The 19,009-nt window shown below is 72.7% G+C and carries 18 protein-coding genes; 11 read left to right on the top strand and 7 right to left on the bottom strand.

The features are described from left to right. Nucleotides 1–69: 69 nt before the first annotated feature. Nucleotides 70–1,218: a SigB/SigF/SigG family RNA polymerase sigma factor gene (locus AB0K35_RS14075; protein ID WP_238672131.1), complete on the top strand. Its 1,149-nt coding sequence runs from the start codon at nucleotides 70–72 to the stop codon at nucleotides 1,216–1,218. A gap of 64 nt (nucleotides 1,219–1,282) precedes the next feature. Here AB0K35_RS14075 and ctaD read toward each other — a convergent pair whose 3' ends face one another. The 5 genes from ctaD to AB0K35_RS14050 form a co-directional block, all read right to left on the bottom strand. Beyond that, complete coding sequence (gene ctaD / locus AB0K35_RS14070; protein ID WP_363885495.1) at nucleotides 1,283–3,274, bottom strand: cytochrome c oxidase subunit I; 1,992 nt, start codon at nucleotides 3,272–3,274, stop codon at nucleotides 1,283–1,285. Nucleotides 3,275–3,399: 125 nt separating this feature from the next. Beyond that, on the bottom strand, nucleotides 3,400–4,128 hold the full coding sequence (locus tag AB0K35_RS14065) for an STAS domain-containing protein (protein WP_238672133.1): 729 nt from the start codon (nucleotides 4,126–4,128) through the stop codon (nucleotides 3,400–3,402). Nucleotides 4,129–4,275: 147 nt separating this feature from the next. Continuing rightward, entirely contained in the window at nucleotides 4,276–4,722 is a 447-nt protein-coding gene (locus AB0K35_RS14060) for a DUF4383 domain-containing protein (protein ID WP_238672191.1), read from the bottom strand. Between the two features lie 96 nt (nucleotides 4,723–4,818). After that, nucleotides 4,819–5,958 (bottom strand): glycosyltransferase, encoded by a 1,140-nt coding sequence (locus tag AB0K35_RS14055; RefSeq protein ID WP_238672192.1) that lies wholly within the window; start codon nucleotides 5,956–5,958, stop codon nucleotides 4,819–4,821. A 23-nt stretch (nucleotides 5,959–5,981) separates the two neighbouring features. Further along, nucleotides 5,982–6,965: a glucosyl-3-phosphoglycerate synthase gene (locus tag AB0K35_RS14050; protein ID WP_238672193.1), complete on the bottom strand. Its 984-nt coding sequence runs from the start codon at nucleotides 6,963–6,965 to the stop codon at nucleotides 5,982–5,984. Nucleotides 6,966–7,193: 228 nt separating this feature from the next. Between AB0K35_RS14050 and AB0K35_RS14045 the strand changes: the two genes are divergently transcribed. From AB0K35_RS14045 to AB0K35_RS14010, 8 genes are all read left to right on the top strand, one after another. Beyond that, on the top strand, nucleotides 7,194–8,204 hold the full coding sequence (locus tag AB0K35_RS14045) for a Gfo/Idh/MocA family oxidoreductase (protein WP_363885493.1): 1,011 nt from the start codon (nucleotides 7,194–7,196) through the stop codon (nucleotides 8,202–8,204). Beyond that, the gene (locus AB0K35_RS14040) at nucleotides 8,197–9,285 is read left to right on the top strand and encodes a zinc-binding alcohol dehydrogenase (RefSeq protein WP_363885491.1); all 1,089 of its coding nucleotides are present in this window, start codon (nucleotides 8,197–8,199) and stop codon (nucleotides 9,283–9,285) included. The genes AB0K35_RS14045 and AB0K35_RS14040 overlap by 8 nt, the downstream gene beginning before the upstream one ends. A gap of 41 nt (nucleotides 9,286–9,326) precedes the next feature. After that, nucleotides 9,327–11,129 carry an ABC transporter ATP-binding protein gene (locus AB0K35_RS14035; protein ID WP_363885489.1) on the top strand — a complete coding sequence of 601 codons (1,803 nt, stop codon included), beginning with the start codon at nucleotides 9,327–9,329 and terminating at the stop codon, nucleotides 11,127–11,129. A 75-nt stretch (nucleotides 11,130–11,204) separates the two neighbouring features. Then, the gene (gene secA2, locus AB0K35_RS14030) at nucleotides 11,205–13,496 is read left to right on the top strand and encodes an accessory Sec system translocase SecA2 (protein WP_238672137.1); all 2,292 of its coding nucleotides are present in this window, start codon (nucleotides 11,205–11,207) and stop codon (nucleotides 13,494–13,496) included. A gap of 181 nt (nucleotides 13,497–13,677) precedes the next feature. After that, complete coding sequence (locus AB0K35_RS14025; protein ID WP_238672138.1) at nucleotides 13,678–14,418, top strand: GAF and ANTAR domain-containing protein; 741 nt, start codon at nucleotides 13,678–13,680, stop codon at nucleotides 14,416–14,418. A gap of 268 nt (nucleotides 14,419–14,686) precedes the next feature. Further along, nucleotides 14,687–15,172 (top strand): DUF2231 domain-containing protein, encoded by a 486-nt coding sequence (locus AB0K35_RS14020; protein WP_238672139.1) that lies wholly within the window; start codon nucleotides 14,687–14,689, stop codon nucleotides 15,170–15,172. 231 nt (nucleotides 15,173–15,403) lie between these two features. Further along, nucleotides 15,404–15,598: a DNA-binding protein gene (locus tag AB0K35_RS14015; protein WP_238672140.1), complete on the top strand. Its 195-nt coding sequence runs from the start codon at nucleotides 15,404–15,406 to the stop codon at nucleotides 15,596–15,598. A gap of 75 nt (nucleotides 15,599–15,673) precedes the next feature. Beyond that, the gene (locus AB0K35_RS14010) at nucleotides 15,674–16,432 is read left to right on the top strand and encodes a methyltransferase domain-containing protein (protein WP_363885486.1); all 759 of its coding nucleotides are present in this window, start codon (nucleotides 15,674–15,676) and stop codon (nucleotides 16,430–16,432) included. A gap of 181 nt (nucleotides 16,433–16,613) precedes the next feature. Here the strand turns inward: AB0K35_RS14010 and AB0K35_RS14005 are convergent, their stop codons facing one another. Together AB0K35_RS14005 and AB0K35_RS14000 are read right to left on the bottom strand one after the other, a co-directional pair. Further along, a complete protein-coding gene (locus AB0K35_RS14005) occupies nucleotides 16,614–17,564 on the bottom strand; it encodes a DUF3500 domain-containing protein (RefSeq protein ID WP_363885484.1) in 951 nt (316 codons plus the stop codon). A gap of 31 nt (nucleotides 17,565–17,595) precedes the next feature. Next, entirely contained in the window at nucleotides 17,596–17,988 is a 393-nt protein-coding gene (locus AB0K35_RS14000; RefSeq protein ID WP_091408367.1) for an ankyrin repeat domain-containing protein, read from the bottom strand. A gap of 64 nt (nucleotides 17,989–18,052) precedes the next feature. On the opposite strand from AB0K35_RS14000, the gene AB0K35_RS13995 reads away from it, so the two are divergent. Together AB0K35_RS13995 and AB0K35_RS13990 are read left to right on the top strand one after the other, a co-directional pair. Then, nucleotides 18,053–18,430 carry a signal peptidase I gene (locus AB0K35_RS13995; protein WP_030490949.1) on the top strand — a complete coding sequence of 126 codons (378 nt, stop codon included), beginning with the start codon at nucleotides 18,053–18,055 and terminating at the stop codon, nucleotides 18,428–18,430. Nucleotides 18,431–18,541: 111 nt separating this feature from the next. Continuing rightward, complete coding sequence (locus tag AB0K35_RS13990; protein WP_363885482.1) at nucleotides 18,542–18,997, top strand: cysteine dioxygenase family protein; 456 nt, start codon at nucleotides 18,542–18,544, stop codon at nucleotides 18,995–18,997. The last annotated feature ends 12 nt before the right edge of the window (nucleotides 18,998–19,009 follow it).

The following is a 19,009-nucleotide window of genomic DNA, read 5'->3' as shown; positions in this document are numbered from 1 at the left end:
TGCGTGGCTCGACCACGCGCACGACCGGTTTCCCGATCCGGGCGGGGGACCTTCCTGAGGGAGGCGCGGATGTTCGGACAGACGAGCACGACCACGACCACGACCCCACCACCACCCAACGATCGAGGGCTGGAGGATCTCGACGCGGCGGCGATGGCGTACGCGGCCCGGATCGCCGGGCTGCCGCCGGAGCGGCGCGGGGAGGCCCGGGACGACCTGGTGCGCTTCGCGCTGCCGTTCGCCGGTCGGCTGGCCCGCCGGTACCGGGGGCGGGGGGAGCCGCTGGAGGACCTGGAGCAGGTGGCCCGACTGGGGCTGGTCAACGCCGTCGACCGCTATGACCCGGAACGGGGCTCGTTCACCGCCTACGCCGCCATCACCATCGTTGGCGAGATCAAACGGCACTTCCGGGACCGAACCTGGGGCGTGCACGTGCCCCGTCGGCTCCGGGACCTGATCCTCGAGGTGGGGCAGGCCACCGCCGCGCTCACCAGCGAGCTGTCCCGGGCCCCGTCGGTGGCCGAGCTGTCCGCCCGGCTGGAGACCCCGGAGGAGGAGATCCTCGCCGCCCTGGAGTCGGCGGCCGGCTACAGCCCGGCCTCGCTGAACGCGCCGGTGGGTGGGGAGAGCTCCGCCGAGTTCGGGGACCTGGTCGGCGAATCCGACAATGCGCTGGAGTCCGTCGACGACCGGGTGACGGTGAGCGGCCTGCTGCACCGACTGCCCTGGCGTGAGCGACGGATCCTCGCGATGCGCTTCTACGGCAACCAGACCCAGGCGGAGATCGCCGCCCGGTTCGGCATCTCACAGATGCACGTGTCCCGGCTGCTGTCGCGGGCGCTCACCTGGCTGCGCCAGGCGATGCTCGCCGACGCGCCGCCGCCGTGGCAGAACGGCGCCGCCGAACCCGACCCTGGCAAGACCCGGATCTCGGTCAAGCAGGACGGCGACTCGGTGGTGGTCGAGGTCGGCGGCGAGATCGACCGCGACGGCGCGGACCAGCTGCGCCGGGCCATGCTGGAGGCGGTCACCGGCCAGCCCAGCGAGGTGGTCGTCGACCTGGTCGGCGCGGGTGGCTTCGACGCCGGTGGGATCGCCGCGCTGATGGCCGGCCGGGACGCGGCGGAGCGGACCGGGGTGCCGCTGCGGCTGACCCGGGTCCAGCCCGCGGTACGCCGCTCGCTCACCGCCGCCGGCCTGTCGCCCGCCCGGGACTGACGCACGCTGACAAGCGAAGGGCCGACACCCCGCTGGGTGTCGGCCCTTCTGCGCGTACCCCTGATCAGTGCTCTTCGGGGTTGCCGTCGCTGTGCGGGTGCCGCCAGCGCTCGTGCGGCTTCGGCGCGTCCTCGGCGTCCTGCGGCGGGTCGCTCTGCTCGAAGCTCGGCCGACGGACGCCCTCGGGCTCCGGCACGTCCACCGGCCGGGCGCCGGAGCGTGGCGCCGGCTGGTAGTCGACGGCGTCGCGGGCGCCGTGCGCGCCCTCGGCGGCCGGCGACTCCGGGACGTGGTGCTCCAACCGCAGTTCCTCGGCGAACTGCTGCGGCGGCTTGGTGGTGCGCTGCGGCAGGTCGCGGCCCAGGTCGGCGACGAGCGGGCCGTACTTCAGGTCGAAGGCGGGGCGCTCGGAGCGGATCCGGGGCATCCGGTCGAAGTTGCGCAGCGGCGGCGGGCAGCTGGTTGCCCATTCGAGGGAGTTGCCGAAGCCCCACGGGTCGTCCACAGTCACCATCGCCCCGTACCGCCAGGACTTCCAGGCGTTGTACATGAAGAAGAGGGTGGAGAGGCCGAGGATGAACGCGAAGATGCTGGAGATCGTGTTCAGCGTGGTGAAGCCGTCGGTGGGCAGGTAGTCGGCGTACCGGCGCGGCATGCCCTCGTTACCCAGCCAGTGGTGCACCAGGAAGGTGCCGTGGAAGCCGATGAACATGGTCCAGAAGTGCGCCTTGCCGAGCCGTTCGTCGAGCAGCCGCCCGGTCATCTTCGGCCACCAGAAGTAGTAGCCGCCGAAGAGGGCGAAGACCACGGTGCCGAACACCACGTAGTGGAAGTGCGCCACCACGAAGTAGCTGTCGTGGGTGTGCCAGTCGACCGGCGGGCTGGCCAGCAGCACGCCGGTGAGGCCGCCGAGCAGGAAGGTGACTAGGAAGCCGATGGCGAACAGCATCGGCGTCTCGAAGGTGAGCTGGCCCTTCCACATGGTGCCGATCCAGTTGAAGAACTTCACACCGGTGGGCACCGCGATCAGGTAACTCAGGATGCTGAAGAACGGCAGCAGCACCTGGCCGGTGGCGAACATGTGGTGCGCCCAGACTGTCATCGACAGCACGGTGATGGCGGCGGTGGCCAGCACGATGCCGGTGTAGCCGAAGAGCGGCTTGCGGGAGAAGACCGGAATGATCTCGGTGATGATGCCGAAGAACGGCAACGCGATGATGTAGACCTCGGGGTGGCCGAAGAACCAGAACAGATGCTGCCAGAGCATCGGGCCACCCGTGGCCGCGTCGTACACGTGCGCGTTGAGCAACCGGTCGGCGGAGAGCGCCAGCAGCGCGGCGGCCAGCAGTGGGAAGACGAGGATCACCAGCAAGCTGGTGAACAGCATGTTCCAGGTGAAGACCGGCATCCGGAACATGGTCATGCCCGGCGCGCGCAGGGTGAGGATCGTGGTGATCAGGTTGACCGCGCCGAGGATGGTGCCGAGCCCGGAGACGACCAGGCCGAGCACCCACATGTTCGCGCCCACGCCGGGGCTGTTGTCCACGTCGCTGAGTGGGCTGTACGCGGTCCAGCCGAAGTCCGCCGAACCCCCCGGGGTGACGAACCCGCCGACCACCATCAGCCCGCCGAACAGGTACAGCCAGTAGGCCAGCGCGTTGAGGCGGGGGAACGACACGTCCGGCGAGCCGATCTGGATCGGCACGATGTAGTTGGCGAACCCGAACGCCGCGGGCGTGGCGAACAGCAGCAGCATCACCGCGCCGTGCGAGGTGAAGAGCTGGTTGTACTGCTCGGGGGAGAGGAACTGCATCCCCGGTCGAGCCAGCTCGGCGCGCATCACCATCGCCTGCAGCCCCGCCAGCAGGAAGAACCCGAAGGAGGTCAGCAGATACAGCAGGCCGATCTGCTTGTGGTCGGTAGTGGCGAGGAACTTGATCAGGGAGTTGCCCGGGATCGGTGCCCGTACCGCTCCCGGGAACCCGCCGAAACGGGCCGGTGCCAGGATTGCCGGGCCCTGATCGCGACCGGGTTCCGTGGTTACCCGCTTGGGCATGGCTGCTCACCCCGTCGTGACGGCAGAAAGGACGGGCGTGCCTACCCGACCCTCGCACCATGTAACCAGGCCAGAGCGGTAAATTCGGTCAGAACGCTGGTACCGGGTGCAAGCGCCTCGAACGCTCAGGTTGCCGGCAGCATCGCCCAGACGGCCTTGCCCGGCCCGGTCGGCACGCTGCCCCACCGCTGGGTCAGCTCCCGGACCAGCATCAACCCTCGTCCACCCTCGGCGTGCAGGTCCGTCCCGCCCGCGCGGGCCTGGGCGCTGCTGCCGTCCACCACCGCCAGGTGCAGATACGGCCGGCGCAGGGTCACCGTCACCTGCATCGGTGTGCCGGCGTGGCGCACCACGTTGCCGACCAGTTCGCTGAGGACCAAAGCGGCCGGGCCGGACGCGTCGGGCAGGTTCCACCGCGTGCACGCCTCGGTGACCAGCTCCCGGGCCCGCCGGCAGGCCCCGGCGACCGGCTCCAGCCGGGTCCGCATCCGCAACGGGGACGTCGTGCCGGCCAACCGGGTCGCCTCAGCGCAGTCCGCGGAGACCGGAAGCACCCGGCACGTGGTCGACTCGGCCAGCCATCGTGCGGCGACCGGCGACGGGGAGCAGAGCAGCACCGGCACGGCCGGCCACTCCTCGGCCCGGCGGGCCGTCGCGGCGAACACGGACAGCGCCAGTCGGTCCTCCACGTTCACCCCGGCCATGTCGACCACCAGCGCCTCCGGCTGGTCGACCAGCGCGTCGCTGAGCGCCCGGTGCACCGAGCGCATCGTGCCCAGGTGCAGCGGACCGGTGAGCCGGACGACCGCCACCGGTGCCGTGGTACGCACCTCGCAGGTGATCCCGCTCGACATCGGCGCCTCAATTCGCTGCTGGGTCGGGATCTGCCAACTACCCGAGGCCGTTCCCGATCAAACCGGACCGACGTCGGGGCGAGGCAGGTCACGTCCCGCAACCCGCAGGTCAGGGACGGGCGCAACCGTTCGAGCCGGGGTCGGCGGTCAACGACGGGGCCGACCGGTCAGGACGCCCAGCGCGATCATGCCGACGCCGAGCCCCAGGTGCAGCCAGTCGTCGGCGTCGTTGACCGGCAGCACGTTCGCCCCGGTGTCGTGGTCCACCGCCAGCCCGTACAGCCAGAGCACCAGGTAGATCGCCCCGCCGCCGATCAGGAACGCCCGAGCGCCGGTGACCGTCCGGGCCAGCAGCAGGCCCGCCACCCCGTACGCCAGGTGCACCAGGTTGTGCAGCACCGACACCTGGAAGACGCCGAACAGGAACGCGCCCGAGTCGTGGCCGGCGAAGCGCAGCGCGTCCATGCCGGTGGTGATCCCCGGCACGAAGCCGAGCGCGCCGATCAGCAGGAACAGCACCCCCACCGTCGCCGCCGCGCGACGGACCGGCGGTTTGCCGTCGGCCGGGTTGGGTCGGGCCCGGGAGTGCGCCATCGGTCCGACCATTCCCGGCTCCTCGTCGCGCGGCGGGCATGAGCGCTGCCGGCTACCCGCTGACGCGACAGGCAAACCGTCCCGCCCCGCCGTCGGTCAGGCCGGCAGCAACCTCGGCGCGCTCGCCGACTGCCGGACCCGCTCGTACAGCTCGACGTAACGCTGCGCCATCACCGCGGGCGTGAAGCGCTGCGCTGCCACCCGCCGGCACTCGTCGGGGTCGAGCAACTCGGCGGCGAGGACGAGGTCGTCCAACTCCTCCTCGTCGGTGGTGAGCAGCCCGGTACGGCCGTGCTCGATCAGCTCCGGCAGGCAACCCCGGGCGGTGGCCACCACCGGCGTACCCAGGGCGAGCGACTCGACGACCGCCGTGCCGCCCGGCTCCTCCCACCGCAGCGGGAACAGCGACGCACGGGCGCTGGCGAGCAGGTCGTCGCGTTCCTGGCCGGCCACGGTGCCGACCCAGCGGACCAGGTCGCCGTCGACGTGCGGCGCCACCTCGTCGAGGAAGAACCGCACGTCCGGGTTCTGCCGGGCCTCGTCGCCGGCCGCGGCCAGGTCGGCCGGCCGATGGTACGGGCCGACGGGGCCGGCCAGCACCAGCGGAACACCGACCCGGTGCGCGAGCCGGGCACCCACGTCCTGCCCCTTGCCCGGGTTGATCCGGCCCAGGATGAGCAGGTGCTCGCCCTTGTCCGGTCGGGGCCGCCGGTCGGCGTCGACGGCGAGCGGCGTGGACAGGTGCACGTGCCCTACCGAGTGCTCCCGCAGCGCCAGCGGGGCGCGGGCCAGCTGCGACGCGGAGACGCCGTTGACCCGGACCCGGTCGCCGCCGTCCAGGCTGCCGTAGAGCGCCGGGTGCTTGGCCAGGTCCCAGTGCAGGGTGTGCAGGGTCGGCGGTCCGGCCGGCCCCATCGCGGCGAGGGTGGCCAGCCCGACCGCCTCGACGTGATCGTGCACCAGGTCGATGTCGTCGCGGGAGTGCAGCTCCCGGACCACCCCGGCCAGGTGCGCCTGGGCGATCCCGCAGACCTGGTTGTACGGCCGCTGCAACGCGGCGAACTGCCCGTCGGCGAAGACCGAGATCTGCTCGTCCACCGGCAGGGTGCTGCTGCCCACCGAGGCGAGCACCACCCGTACGCCGAGTCGTCGCAGCTCCGGCACCAGCGTGGCGATGACGTTCTCGATGCCGCCGTAGCCGGGCGGTGGCACCGACAGCCACGGGCCGGCGTTCATCAGCACGGTGAGGCTCCTCGCGCTCACGCGGCGGCCACCCTTCGGCGGGGCACCCGGTGGCGCAGTTCGGCCAACGGCGGGCGTTCCTCGATGGACACGTCGCTGACCACGATCTCGCGGTCCAGGTTCGGCAGGGTGTCCGAACCGCCGCGACGGAACTGGGTCAGCAACGCCTCCGGCGCCAGCCCGGGGGTGGCCCAGCCGCGCCGTTGCAGCCGGGACCAGGCGGTCAACATGATCTGCGCGGACATCCGGCCGAGGGCGGCGGTGTCCTGGTGGCGGTGCTTGCGCTCACCGAGGTCGACCTGCGCCAGCGCGTCCAGGCCGACCAGGTCGAGCAGGTCGATCATCATGGCCGTCTCCACCCCGTATCCGGAGACGAACGGCACCTGGGCCAGCACGTCCCGGCGACCCGCGTACTCGCCGGCCAGCGGCTGCACGAAGCCCGCCAGCTCGGGCCAGAAGAGGTTGAGCAGCGGCCGTGCCATCAACTCGGTCACCCGGCCCCCGCCGTCCTGCTCCACGCTGGCGGTGCCCACCAGGGGCCGGTGGTAGAAGCCCTTCACGAAGTCGACCGACGGGTCGGTCAACAGCGGGCCGAGCAGCCCACTCACGAAGTGCGGCCGGAACTCCCGCAGGTCGGCGTCGATGAACGCCACCACGTCTCCCTCGGCGGCGGCCAGTCCGGCCCAGAGCGCGTCGCCCTTGCCGGTGAGCCGCGGCAACCCCCGGGTCATCGCGTCCTGACTGACCACCTCCGCGCCGGCGGCCCGGGCCACCTGCGCGGTCCGGTCCGTCGAGCGGGAATCCACCACGATCAGCTCGTCGACCAGGGCCACCCGATCCATCAGGTGCTCCCGGATGGTCGACACGATCGCGCCGACGGTGGCCTCCTCGTTGCGGGCCGGCAGCACCACGCTGACCCGGGTCTCACCCTTGGCACGCAACAGCCGGCGGGCTGGCCAGTCCGCCGCGGACGTCGTCCGGTACGTAGCCCACGCCTCCACCACCGGCGACACGTTCGATGTCGTATCCCGCACGGGCACCCCTCCGTTCGTGCGTGGAAAAACCGAAATTGGTTGTTCCCATTCCTCATCACGCGCTAACCGCATTCTCGGCAACAGCTTGATCACAAAGGTGACGACAATTCGTTCCCGGGGGATGAACGTTTGATTGCGCACACCCCAGGGGACTGCTCCCATCGCACATGAAACGTCTTCGAAGGGGTGTGGGGGATGCGGAACTGTCGGGTGGGGCTGGTCGGGGCCGGCGGCGTGGCACAGCGTCACGCGCGGGTGCTGGCCGGGTTCGACGACGTCGAGCTGGTCGGCGTCACCGACGTGGCGCCGGAGGCGGCGTCCGCGCTGGCCGCACAGCACGGCGGGAGGGCCTGCGCCGACGTCGCCGAGCTGCTGGCCACCGATCTGGACGCCGTGTACGTCTGCGTGCCACCGTTCGCGCACGGCCCCGCCGAGGAAGCGGTGATCGAAGCCGGGGTGCCGATGTTCGTGGAGAAGCCCGTCGCTGTCGACCTGAGCACCGCCGAGCGGATCGCCGACCTGGTCGCGCGGCGTGGGCTGCGTACCGCCGTCGGCCACCACTGGCGTTATCTGAGCGTGCTCGACCAGGCCCGCGACCTGCTCGCCGACCGTCCGGTGCGGATGGTCAGCGGCGCCTGGCTGGACAAGGTGCCGCCGGTGGCGTGGTGGTCGCGGCGGGACCGCTCCGGCGGGCCGGTGGTCGAACAGGCCGCCCACGTGCTCGACCTGATCCGTGTGCTGGCCGGCGAGGTCACCGAGGTCACCGCGTACGGCAACGGCACCCCACCGCCGGTCGACGGCGCCGACATCGACTCGGTGACCACCGCCGCGCTGCGCTTCGCCGACGGCGCGGTCGGCACGCTCAGCGCCGCCTGCGTCCTCGGCTGGAAGCACCGCGCCGGCCTGGAGATCCTCGCCGACGGGCTGGTCCTCGCGATCACCGAGGAAGGGCTGTCGGTGCGCGACGCCAACGGCGAACGACACGTCCCCGCCGACCCGGAAGCCGCCCGGGTGGCGGTGGACCGCGCCTTCGTCGACGCCGTCCGCGGCATCGGCGACGACGTGCGCGTCCCGTACGCCGAGGCCCTCGCGACGCAGCGCCTGGCGCTCGCGGTGGCCGACTCGGCCCGTACCGGCGCCACAGTGCGGCTCGGCGCAGCGACCGCGCCGGCGGTGCTCGCCAGCGGGGTGACAGTCGATGCGTGACAAGGTCGTGGTGGTCACCGGCCCCGGCCGGGTCGACCTCGTCGAGCAGGACGCCGCCCCGCTGCGCCCCGGAACGTTCCGGGTCGAGACGCTGTTCAGCGGTGTCTCCGCCGGCACCGAGCTGAGCTACGTCAAGGGCACGAACCCCTACCTGAACGTCACCTGGAACGCCGACCTGGGCCTGTTCCAGCCGGGCGCGGCCAGCACGCCCTACCCGGTGAACCGCCTCGGCTACATGCAGGTCGGCCGGGTGGTGGAGAGCGAGACCCCGGCGGTCGCGGTGGGCACTGTCGGCGCGATGACGTACGGGCACCGCACCGGCTGGCTGGCCGACCCGGTCGCCGAGCGGTTCGTGGCGCTGCCCGACGACCTGGACCCGCTGCTCGGCGTCTACGTCGCGCACATGGGCCCGATCTGCGCCAACGGTCTGCTGCACGCCGCCGCCGACCTGCACGGCACCGATGTCCGCGCGCTCGGCGACGGGGTTCGCGGCCGACGGGTCGCCGTCGTCGGCGCCGGCGTCGTGGCGCTGCTGACCGCGTTGTTCGCCAGGCGCAACGGCGCAGCGTCGGTGGTGGTGCTCGACCCCACCCCGCAACGCCGCCAGGTGGCCGAGGCGCTCGGTCTGGAAACCCTCGACCCCGACGCGGACGACCCGGCGGTGGTGCTCAAGACCCGGTGGGCGCACACCGCCGGCGACCGGGGCGCCGACGTGGTGTTCCAGTGCCGGGGGCAGGCGTGGGCGCTGCACCTCGCCCTGCGTCTGCTGCGGCCCCAGGGCACCGTCATCGACCTCGCCTTCTATCAGGGCGGCGCGGACGCGGTCCGCCTCGGTGAGGAGTTCCACCACAACGGGTTGTCGCTGCGGTGTGCCCAGATCGGCCGGGTGCCGCGCGGGCTCGCGCCCACCTGGGACCGCGAGCGGCTCTCCGCCGAGACCGTCGACCTGCTCAGGACGTACGGCGACGCGATCCGCAAGCACCTCGTCTCGGCGGTGGTGCCGTTCGACGAGGCACCAGCCCTCCTCACCGACCTGGCCGACCGTCGCCGCCAGGAGCTTCAGGTGGTGCTCGCCGCCTGACCCGCCGTCGCCGCGTGCCCGGGGCGGCTACCGTTCGCGACATGAGCACCGTGCAGGACCGGCCGGTTCCCGGCGACACCTCGTACGACCCGCCGGCCGGCGGCAGCCCTGCGGGCCGGTCGGTCGGCCTGGCCGCGTTGCTGCCCTACCTGCGGGAACACCGCGGCACCCTGGTGGTGGTGGGCGCGCTGTCGCTGGTCGGCTCGGCGGCGTCGTTGGCGCAGCCGCTGCTCACCCGGTCGGTGCTCGAGCGGATCGGCGCCGAGCAGGGCGTGGCCCGGCTGGTGGCGGTGCTGGTGGCCCTCGTGGTGCTCGGCGCGGCGATCGGCGGGTTGCGTGACTACCTGCTGCAACGCACCGCCGAGGGAGTGGTGCTGGGCACCCGGCGCCGTCTGGCGGGTCACCTGCTGCGGCTGCCCATCGCCGAGTACGACAGCCGACGCACCGGTGACCTGCTCTCCCGGGTCGGCTCGGACACCACGCTGCTGCGGGCGGTCGTCACCTCCGGGCTGTTCGAGACGGTCACCGGGGCGGTGACGGTGGTCGGCGCCGGCACGGCGATGGTGCTGCTCGACCCGCTGCTGTTCGGCGTCACACTGCTCGGGGTGGCGCTGGGGTTGGCCTTCGCCGCCACCTTCGCCCGCCGGGTCCGGGCGCTGGCCCGGGTGGCCCAGGAGCGGATCGGCGAGATGACCTCGGCGGTGGAGCGGGCCATCTCGGCGGCCCGGACCATCCGGGCCAGCCGCGCCGAGACCCGGGAGACGGAGACCGTCACCGGCAGCGCGCGGGAGGCGTACGCGGCGGGGCTGCGGGTCGCCCGGGTGCAGGCGTTGGTCGGTCCGATCGGCTCGGTCACCGTGCAGGGGGCGTTCCTGCTGGTGCTCGGCATCGGTGGGGCGCGGGTCGCCGCCGGGGCGATCTCCGTCGGCGACCTGGTCGCGTTCGTCATGTACCTGTTCCTGCTGGCGCTGCCGCTGGGTCAGGTGCTGCGGGCGTACACCCAGTTGCAGTCCGGCCTCGGCGCGCTGCAGCGGATCGAGGAGATCCTCGCGGTGCCCGCCGAGGGCGCGGACGACCGGCCGACGCCCGCCGTCGCGACCCCGCGCCGTCCGACCCCGATGATCGAGTTCGACCGGGTGGGCTTCGGCTACCCCGGCGGCGAGCCGGTGCTGCACGAGGTCAGCTTCGCGGTCCCCGCCGGCACCCGGACCGCCCTCGTCGGCCCGTCCGGCGCCGGCAAGTCCACACTGCTGGCCCTGGTCGAGCGGTTCTACGAGGTGAGCGCCGGCGCGGTCCGCCTCGACGGCACCGACGTGCGGAACCTGCCCCGCGACGCGCTGCGGGCCCGGCTCGGCTACGTCGAGCAGGAGGCTCCCGTGCTGGCCGGCACGCTGCGGGAGAACCTGCTGATCACCACCCCGGACGCCACCGACGACCGGTTGCGCGACGTCCTCGACGAGGTCAACCTGGGCCACCTGGCGCAGCGCACCCCGCTGGGCCTCGACGTGCAGGTGGGCGAGGGTGGCGTGCTGCTCTCCGGAGGTGAGCGGCAGCGCCTGGCCATCGCCCGCGCGCTGCTCGCCGGCCCGCCGGTGCTGCTGCTCGACGAGCCGACCAGCAACCTCGACTCCCGCAACGAGGTCGCGCTGCGCCGCGCCATCGACGCCGTGGCCGTCCGCCGGACCCTGTTGATCGTGGCGCACCGGCTCGCCACAGTTGTCGACGCCGACCAGATCGTCGTCCTCGACGGCGGCCGGGTGGTGGCCGTGGGCACCCACGCCGAACTGACCGCCACCGACCCGCTGTACCGGGAACTCGCCAGCCACCAGCTGCTGGTCGGCTGACTGCGCCCCAGGAAGGCAGACTTGCCGGGCGGCCGGGCCGCGCGCGCCGCCCGGAATCGCGTACCGTTGCCGCTCATGGGTGTGTCGCAACGGTTCAAGAGCAAGTTCCGGCGGTTCCTCCAGCGCCCCGGCTCGACCGTGGATCTTGCTCCGCTGGAGAAACTGCTCCCGGCGATCGAGGCGCGCGAGGCTGAGCTCACCGCGCTCGACGACGCCGAGCTGACCGCGGCCGCGGGTGCCGCCGCCGGTTACGAGGAGATCTGCGCCGTCGGCCGTGAGGCCGCCCGCCGCGGCCTCGACCAGCGGCCGTACGACGTGCAGCTGCTCGGCGCGATGTCGCTGCTCTCCGGCAAGGTCGCCGAGATGGCCACCGGTGAGGGCAAGACACTGACCGCCACGGTCGCCGCGTACGGGCACGTCCGGCTCGGCAACGGCCCGGTGCACGTGCTCACCATCAACGACTATCTGGCCCGGCGCGACGCCCAGTGGATGGAGCCGGTCTACACCCTGCTCGGCCTCACCGTCGGCTGGGTCAACGAGGCCTCCACCCCGCAGGAGCGGCGCGACGCGTACGCCTGCGACGTCACCTACGTCTCGGTCAGCGAGGCGGGCTTCGACTACCTGCGCGACCAGCTCGTCACCGACGTGGAAGACCGGGTTCAGCCCGCGCTGACCACCGCCATCGTCGACGAGGCCGACTCGATCATGATCGACGAGGCCCGGGTGCCGATGGTCCTGGCCGGCGCGGTGCCGGGCGAGCAGGACCCGGTGCACGCCGCCGCCGCGCTGGTGCGTGGCCTGCGCAAGGGCAAGCACTACACGGTCGCCGAGGACGGGCGCAGCGTGGCGTTCACCTCCGCCGGCCTGGCCGCCATCGAGGCCAAGCTCGGCATCGACCTGTACGACGAGGAACACGTCGCGCAGCTCTCCGCTGTCAACGTGGCGCTGCACGCGCACGCCCTGCTGCACCGTGACGTGGATTACATCGTCCGGGACGGCTCCGTCGAGCTGGTCGACGAGATGCGCGGCCGGGTGGCCCAGCGCCGCCGCTGGCCGGACGGTCTCCAGGCCGCGGTCGAGGCCAAGGAGGGGCTGGACGCCACCGCCGAGGGTGAGGTGCTCGGCACCATCGCCATGCAGGCGTACATCGCGCTCTACCCCAAGGTCTGCGGGATGACCGCCACCGCGGTGCTGGTCGGCGACCAACTGCGGGAGTTCTTCGACCTTGAGGTCGCGGTGATCCCGCCGAACACCCCGTGCATCCGCGAGGACGAGCCGGACCGCATCTACGCCACCCGGGCGGAGAAGGACGAGGCGCTGATCGACGAGATCCAGCGCTGGCACGCCAAGGGGCGTCCGATGCTGGTCGGCACCCTGGACGTCAAGGAGTCCGAGGGCCTGGCCGCCGGGCTGAACGCCGCCGGGGTGCCCTGCGTCGTACTGAACGCCAAGAACGACGACGAAGAGGCCGCGATCATCGCCGAGGCCGGCGCGTACGGCGCGGTGACCGTCTCCACCCAGATGGCCGGCCGAGGCGTCGACATCCGCCTCGGCGGCAGCGACCAGACCGACCAGGAGCGGGTCGCCGAGCTGGGCGGGCTCTACGTGATCGGCAGCGGCCGGCACGACAGCCGCCGGGTGGACGACCAGCTGCGCGGTCGGGCCGGCCGGCAGGGCGACCCGGGTGGCTCGGTCTTCTTCGTCAGCCTGGAGGACGACCTCGTCGTCCGGCACGCCGCCGACTCGGTGCCGGCCTCGCCGCGGATGAACGCCGACGGTCTGGTGACCGACGAGCAGGTCGACTACGCGGTGGAGCACGCCCAGCGGGTCGCCGAGGGCGTCAACCACGAGATCCACCGCAACACCTGGCGCTACAGCGTGGTGATCGAGCAGCAGCGCAAGGCCCTGGCCGCGCGCCGGGAGCGGCTGCTGACCAGCGACGTGGCCGCGGTCATGCTGCTGGAGAAGGAGCCCGAGAAGGCCGGCGAGATGGACGAGGACCTCCTCGCCCGTGCCGCCCGGTCGATCGCGCTGTACCACCTGGACCGGCTCTGGGCCGAGCACCTTGCCGAGCTGTCGGAGGTCCGCGAGGGCGTGCACCTGCGCGCGCTGGGCCGGCTCGACCCGCTGGACGAGTTCCACCGGGCCGCGGTGCCGGCGTTCAACGACCTGATCCCCGAGATCGAGGCCCGCACCATCGCCACCTTCACCGAGACCGAATTCGATGAGGACTGGCAGCCCGACGACGGCACCCTTGTCCGGCCCACCGCCACCTGGACGTACCTGGTGCACGACAACCCGTTCGGGTCCGAGCTCGACCGCCTGATCGCGTCGATCGGGCGGCGACTCAGCGGCGCCTCGCGCTGACGTACCGACAGTCGGGGCCCCGATCGCGCCTCCGCGCGCGACCGGGGCTCCGATTTACGCCGTTTCGACCCAGGTTTCTCAGGGTAGTAGGGCTGGTCGGTCGAGTCGGGAGAGAGCAGACGATGACACAGGTGACGATGCTTGCCGGGCAGGCACGAGACGGCACGGAGGCTGCGAACCGGTGAACCTCGACACGCGGGAACCGGTGACGCACACCCTCGGCGTCCTGGAAGCAGCCGCACTCTTACGGGAGCTGACCGCCGGGCTGATCGCCCTGACCGACTTCGATGAGGCGCTGCTGGCCCTGGTCCGGGTCACCCGGGACGCCGTCGCCGGAGTGCGCTGGTGCGGGTTCACCGCCCTACGGGCCGGCGAGCCGGCCGGGGTGGCCGCCTCCGACGAGGGGCTGGCCGGGCTGGACGACCTGCGACACGGGCCGGACACACCGGCGATGAGCGCGATCCACCGGCGCGAGATGATCCTCGCCGCCGACCTGACCGGTGAGCCCCGCTGGCCGGCCTGGACGGCGCACGCCCGCGACCTCGGCGTACGCGGGGTGATCTCCGCACCGGTCGACATCGACGACCAGGTCATCGGGGCGATCAACCTGTACGCCGCCGCGCCGGACCTCTTGACCCCGCAACACCAGTTGACCGCCATGCTGCTCGCCGAACACGCAGGTCTGCTGCTCGCCGCCGTCCGCGACCGCAACCGACAACTCACCCTCGCCGGTGAACGGGACACCTCACTCCTGAACGACGGGGTGGTCGGCCAGGCCGTCGGCGTGATCATGACGCAGCGCGGGTGCCCGCCGGCCGAGGCCCTCGACGTGCTGCGCACCGCCGCCACGTCGCTGGACATCCCGCTGCGCGAGGTGGCCGAGCGCCTGGTCCGGACGGTCTCCCGCCAACGCGACAACTGACCCGGTCCGCTGGGCCGCGTGGGTCGCTGGGCCGCGCGGGCCGCGTGATCCACTCGGGTTTCTGGAAATCGGGGTGTCATGGGCCGACGGATGCCCCGACTTCCTGAAAGCCGAGTGGATCACCGCCAGTCTGGCCGTCCGGCCTCGGCGAGCGCGGCCACGGTGCCCGTTCTCCCTGCCGGCGGCGAGTCGGGCGGCATCGTTTCGCCTCGACCGACCCCGGGTAGCACTCTGGTCAGGTGAGCTGCGCCGACCTGGGGGAGGACCGATGCAGAGCCGGCTGCGGGTGCAGGGGCACCCGATCCAACCGATGCTGGTGACGTTCCCGCTCGGGCTGTTCGTCAGCGCCACCGTCTTCGACCTCACCGACGTGATCGGGGGGCCCGCGTTCCTCGGCGAGGTCGGCTACTGGACCGGCGTCGCCGCCCTCGTCGCCGCCGCGCTGACCGCAGTGGCCGGCATGGTCGACCTGTGGGACGTGCCGGGCGACCGGACCCGCCGCACCGCCGTCGCCTTCAACCTGGTGAACGCGGTGATGGCCGCCATGTTCCTGCTCACCTGCCTGGTCCGGTCACACTCCCCGCAGCGCGGCGCGTCGGTCGCGATCCTGGTCACCGAACTGGTCGCGCTGGCCGTCGGCGGGGTCGGCGTGCACCTGGGCGCCCGGCTGATGCGTCAGTTCGACAGCGGCCGCGCCGAGGCCGGCGGCCTGGACGCGCTCGCCGGCTCCACCGGCGAGATCGCCCGCCCCTGACCCGACCTGCCGGCGGTCTCGTCGCTGACCCCACCCACCGAGCGGGCCCGCTCACCGGACCCGCTGGACTCGCCATTGACGCCACCCGTGAGACCGTCCGCCATGCGCCGGCCCGCCGGGCGCGCCGGGCGCGCCGGACGAGCCTGATCCGCCGGGCGCGGCGTCTGGCCGGTAAGTGGGCCTGGTGCGCGGGGCCGGTATCCGTGCGACTGGTCGGTCTACCATCCCCGGATGACCTCCTCTCCGGACACGCTTCCGAAGATCGGCGCGCCCGCCACCCGGGCCCTGCATGATGCCGGCTACACCGCGCTGCGCCAGCTCGCGGGCGTTCCCCGGGCGGACCTGGCCAAGCTGCACGGCCTGGGCCCCAAGGCGCTCGGGATCCTCCAGGCCGCCCTTGAGGAGCACGGGCTCAGCCTCGGGTGAGTTCCACCGCGGGCACCCGACCGGGCGGCGGCAAATGGGTTGCCGGCCGGGTGACCGTCCGCGAGGCTGACCGCCATGACCGCTGAGCGTGACGCCGAAGACTTGATCGCGGAGGCCGCCGCTGCGCCCGTCGATGGTTGGGGCTTCGGTTGGCTGGCCGGGCGGGCCACTGAGGAGCGTCCACCCTGGGGGTACGCCAGGCTGGTCGCCGAGCGGATGGCGCGGGCCGATGCGGCGCTGGACGTGGACACCGGCGGCGGGGAGGTGCTCGCCGAGGTGCCGTGTCCACCGAAGCTGCTGGCGGCGACTGAGGCGTGGCCGCCGAACGTGGAGGTCGCCCGCCGGACCCTGCGTCGGGTCGGCGCGTCGGTGGTCGCGGTCGCGTCGGACGGGCCGCTACCGTTTCGCGACGCCTCGTTCGACCTGGTGGTCAGTCGGCATCCGGTGCGTACCGACTGGGTTCAGACGGCGCGGGTGCTGCGGCCGGGTGGGACGTTCCTGTCGCAGCAGATCGGGGCCGGCACGATGCGGGAGCTGAGTGAGGCGATCCTCGGGCCGTTGCCGTCGCCGACCCAGCGGCACCCCGAGCACGCGGTCGCCGCCGCCGAGGCAGCTGGCCTGCGGGTGGTCGACCTGCGTCGGGCCACGCTGCGGGCGACCTTCGCCGACATCGGCGCGGTGGTCTGGTTCCTACGGAAGGTGATCTGGACGGTGCCCGGGTTCACGGTCGACCGCTACCGCGCGCAACTGCGCGCCCTGCACCACCGCATCGCCACCGAAGGCCCTTTCGTCGCCCACGCCCAACGCTTCCTCGTCGAGGCCCTCCGCCCCTGACCAAGCCCCCAAGCCCTCCGCCCCTGACGAACACCCCACCCCCGCCGATCTTGCACTTTCGGTGCCCGCGAAAGCCGCCTACCCGGGCAATTCGACCGCCGAAACTGCAAGATCGGCGAGGGCGGGGGGCGGGGGGCGAGGGGCGAGGGGCGAGGGCGAGGGCGAGGGCGCGGGGTGCGGGTTAGTGGTGGTGGGTTTGGTGGTGGGTTGCCAGGACGTCGGCGCCGAAGTCGCTGGCGGGGCGGCGTAGGACGGTGTGCGCGTGGTTGCCGTCCGCTGTGGTGTTGTCGTACTCGATCAGCAGGTCGTCGCCCTGCACCCGGTAGTAGTGTCGCCGCCCGGGGTGGGTCGGGCCGGCCCAGGCGAAGTGCAGCGGGCCGGCGTCCAGGCGGGTCGCCTCCCGGATGGCCAGCTCGGGCGGAAGCCGGTCGAGGTAGAGGGCGACCACCTGGTCGAGCAGCGCGCGGCCGGTCGGTCCGAGTCGCTGCGCCGGTACGCCGAGGGGCTCCAGTGGCGCGTCGACCCGCCCACGGGTGGCGCTGATGATGTCCGCCGGTGCCTCGTCGGCGATGATCGCGGCGGCCCGCTCGGCCGGGCCCAGCGCGTCGAGCAGGGCGCGGGCCAGGTCCTCCTCCACGCCGAGTGGGCGGGAGACCGGCCGGCCGGCGTAGCGGACCGCGGCAGGGTTGGCGCCGAAGAAGATCGGCGCGGGGGAGACCTGACCGTCCACCACTGTCATGTTCACCGACAGGTGGTGCCCTTCGAGTCGCCACGCCCAACGGTCGTCGCGCGCCGGGTCGCCGAACACGGCCACCCAGTAGTCGGCGCTGTGCCGCCCGCGCTGCCAGCCCTCGGCCCGGTCCAGCACCTCCTCCAGCGAGATGATCGCCATCGCCTGTGCGTACGCCGAGGGGCTGAGCGCGGTGGCCAGCAACCGGTGCGCGGCCTTGCGGGCGGTGACGTCGAGTTCGGCGAGGCAGACGCCCGGTCGGGGTCGGGGCCGGTATTCCAGCCAGCGTCGGGCCGCCTCGTCGTCGAACGAGTGCATGGCGCTCTCGCGGGCGGCGGGGTCGAGCGCGGTCAGCAGCGCGGTGCCGGCGGACCGCATCTGCTCCGGTAGAGGATCTTCCACCGACCCTGTATACCGGCCGGCCGTGCCGGTGTCAGCCGACGCGCAGCAGCTCGGTCATCTCCGGTAGGTCGAAGAAGCGCGCGGTCTCGACGGCCGAGGGGTTGCCGTGTGCCGGATCGGCGCCGGCGGCGAGGAGCGCGCGGACCGCCTCGGTGCTGCTGCGGAAGACCGCCGCGGCCAACGCGGTCTGACCTCGGTCGTTGGCCCGGGTGTGGTCGGCGCCGCGGCTGAGCAGGGCGGCCACCGTGTCCGGGTGGGCGTGGTACGCGGCCAGGATGAGCAGCGTGTCGCCCTTGTCGTTGGTGAGGTTGACCGGCAGTCCGGCGTCGATCTGCGCCGCCAGCTCGTCGGTGGCGCCGGCTCGGGCCAGGTCGAACATCCGGTGCGCGAACGCCAGCGTCTCGGCGTCGAGGTTCTCGGTCACCGGTCCAGGTTAGCCACACCTGTCCTGATAGGTTGCTCGGCCGGCGCGCTGGGGGAGAGGTCCGATGGGTGAGACGGTGTACGTGGGCAACGCGGGAGTTGACGGCGCCACCAACGCCGGTTGGCTGCTCGGGCACTTCGCGCCGCCGGGGGAGATCCGGCACAGCACCGACGTCGAGGTGAAGTGGGGCGTGCATCCGCCTGGGCAGGCCCGGTCGCGGTGGGCGACCGGCGAGGTGCGCACCACTCTGCTCGTACTCGTCGAGGGGTGTTTCCGGGTGGAGTTGCCGGACCGGACGGTTCGGCTGGCCGCGCCGGGCGACTACGTGGTGTGGGCCCGTGGGGTGGACCATTCCTGGTTCGCCGAGCGCGCGTCGGTGGTGTTGACGGTGCGCTGGCCCTCGTTGCCGGGCTACCGCGCGGACCCGCCCGTGCTGCGTTGATTCACCCGGGCGGCTGACCTGCGTCCCACCAGGCGGAATTACCTACTAAACCTATAGGCTTTACCGCCTAGAGTACGAGGGCACCCCGCCGAACGACCGCGAGGAACCGCCATGACGCAGCACCGTCCGGAGCCCGACCTGCTCACCGTTGCCCGCGGCTGGGCCGACCCGGCCGGTTGGCCGGTCGCGCTGCGTTTCGACAGCGCCGAGCGCTGGTACGCCCGCCTCGCCGTCAGCGACGAGCACGAGGTGTGGGCGCTGAGCTGGCTGCCCGGGCAGGGCACCGACCTGCACGACCACGGCGGCTCCTCCGGGGCGTTCCGGGTGGTCAGCGGCGTGCTCACCGAGGTGACGGTCAGCGCCGGTCGACTACGCCCCCGACTGCTGCCGGCCGGCACGGGCCGCCGCTTCGGCGCCCGGCACGTGCACCAGGTGACAAACCGAGGTGTCGACCCGGCGGTCAGCGTGCACGTCTACCGGCCGGCGCTGCTGCGGATGACCCGCTACCACCTCCTCGACGGGCGGCTGCGGGTCTCCGAGGTCGCCGAGGCCGGCCGGTCCTGGTAGCCGCGCGCACCG

Origin of the sequence: Micromonospora sp. NPDC053740 (assembly GCF_040677775.1) — a bacterium.
Classification (GTDB): Bacteria; Actinomycetota; Actinomycetes; order Mycobacteriales; family Micromonosporaceae; genus Micromonospora; species Micromonospora alfalfae.
Note: the sequence above shows the minus strand (reverse complement) of the source record. Positions and strands in the feature narration are given on the sequence as shown.

Excerpts from the sequence above, each read along its gene's own strand:
- ctaD (WP_363885495.1), bottom strand. The coding sequence starts at position 3,274 with ATGCCCAAGCGGGTAACCACGGAACCCGGTCGCGATCAGGGCCCGGCA.
- AB0K35_RS14045 (WP_363885493.1), top strand. The coding sequence starts at position 7,194 with ATGCGGAACTGTCGGGTGGGGCTGGTCGGGGCCGGCGGCGTGGCACAG.
- secA2 (WP_238672137.1), top strand. The coding sequence starts at position 11,205 with ATGGGTGTGTCGCAACGGTTCAAGAGCAAGTTCCGGCGGTTCCTCCAG.
- AB0K35_RS14065 (WP_238672133.1), bottom strand. The coding sequence starts at position 4,128 with ATGTCGAGCGGGATCACCTGCGAGGTGCGTACCACGGCACCGGTGGCG.
- AB0K35_RS13990 (WP_363885482.1), top strand. The coding sequence starts at position 18,542 with ATGACGCAGCACCGTCCGGAGCCCGACCTGCTCACCGTTGCCCGCGGC.
- AB0K35_RS14035 (WP_363885489.1), top strand. The coding sequence starts at position 9,327 with ATGAGCACCGTGCAGGACCGGCCGGTTCCCGGCGACACCTCGTACGAC.
- AB0K35_RS14040 (WP_363885491.1), top strand. The coding sequence starts at position 8,197 with ATGCGTGACAAGGTCGTGGTGGTCACCGGCCCCGGCCGGGTCGACCTC.
- AB0K35_RS14055 (WP_238672192.1), bottom strand. The coding sequence starts at position 5,958 with ATGAACGCCGGCCCGTGGCTGTCGGTGCCACCGCCCGGCTACGGCGGC.
- AB0K35_RS14010 (WP_363885486.1), top strand. The coding sequence starts at position 15,674 with ATGACCGCTGAGCGTGACGCCGAAGACTTGATCGCGGAGGCCGCCGCT.
- AB0K35_RS14020 (WP_238672139.1), top strand. The coding sequence starts at position 14,687 with ATGCAGAGCCGGCTGCGGGTGCAGGGGCACCCGATCCAACCGATGCTG.
- AB0K35_RS13995 (WP_030490949.1), top strand. The coding sequence starts at position 18,053 with ATGGGTGAGACGGTGTACGTGGGCAACGCGGGAGTTGACGGCGCCACC.
- AB0K35_RS14075 (WP_238672131.1), top strand. The coding sequence starts at position 70 with ATGTTCGGACAGACGAGCACGACCACGACCACGACCCCACCACCACCC.
- AB0K35_RS14060 (WP_238672191.1), bottom strand. The coding sequence starts at position 4,722 with ATGGCGCACTCCCGGGCCCGACCCAACCCGGCCGACGGCAAACCGCCG.
- AB0K35_RS14015 (WP_238672140.1), top strand. The coding sequence starts at position 15,404 with ATGACCTCCTCTCCGGACACGCTTCCGAAGATCGGCGCGCCCGCCACC.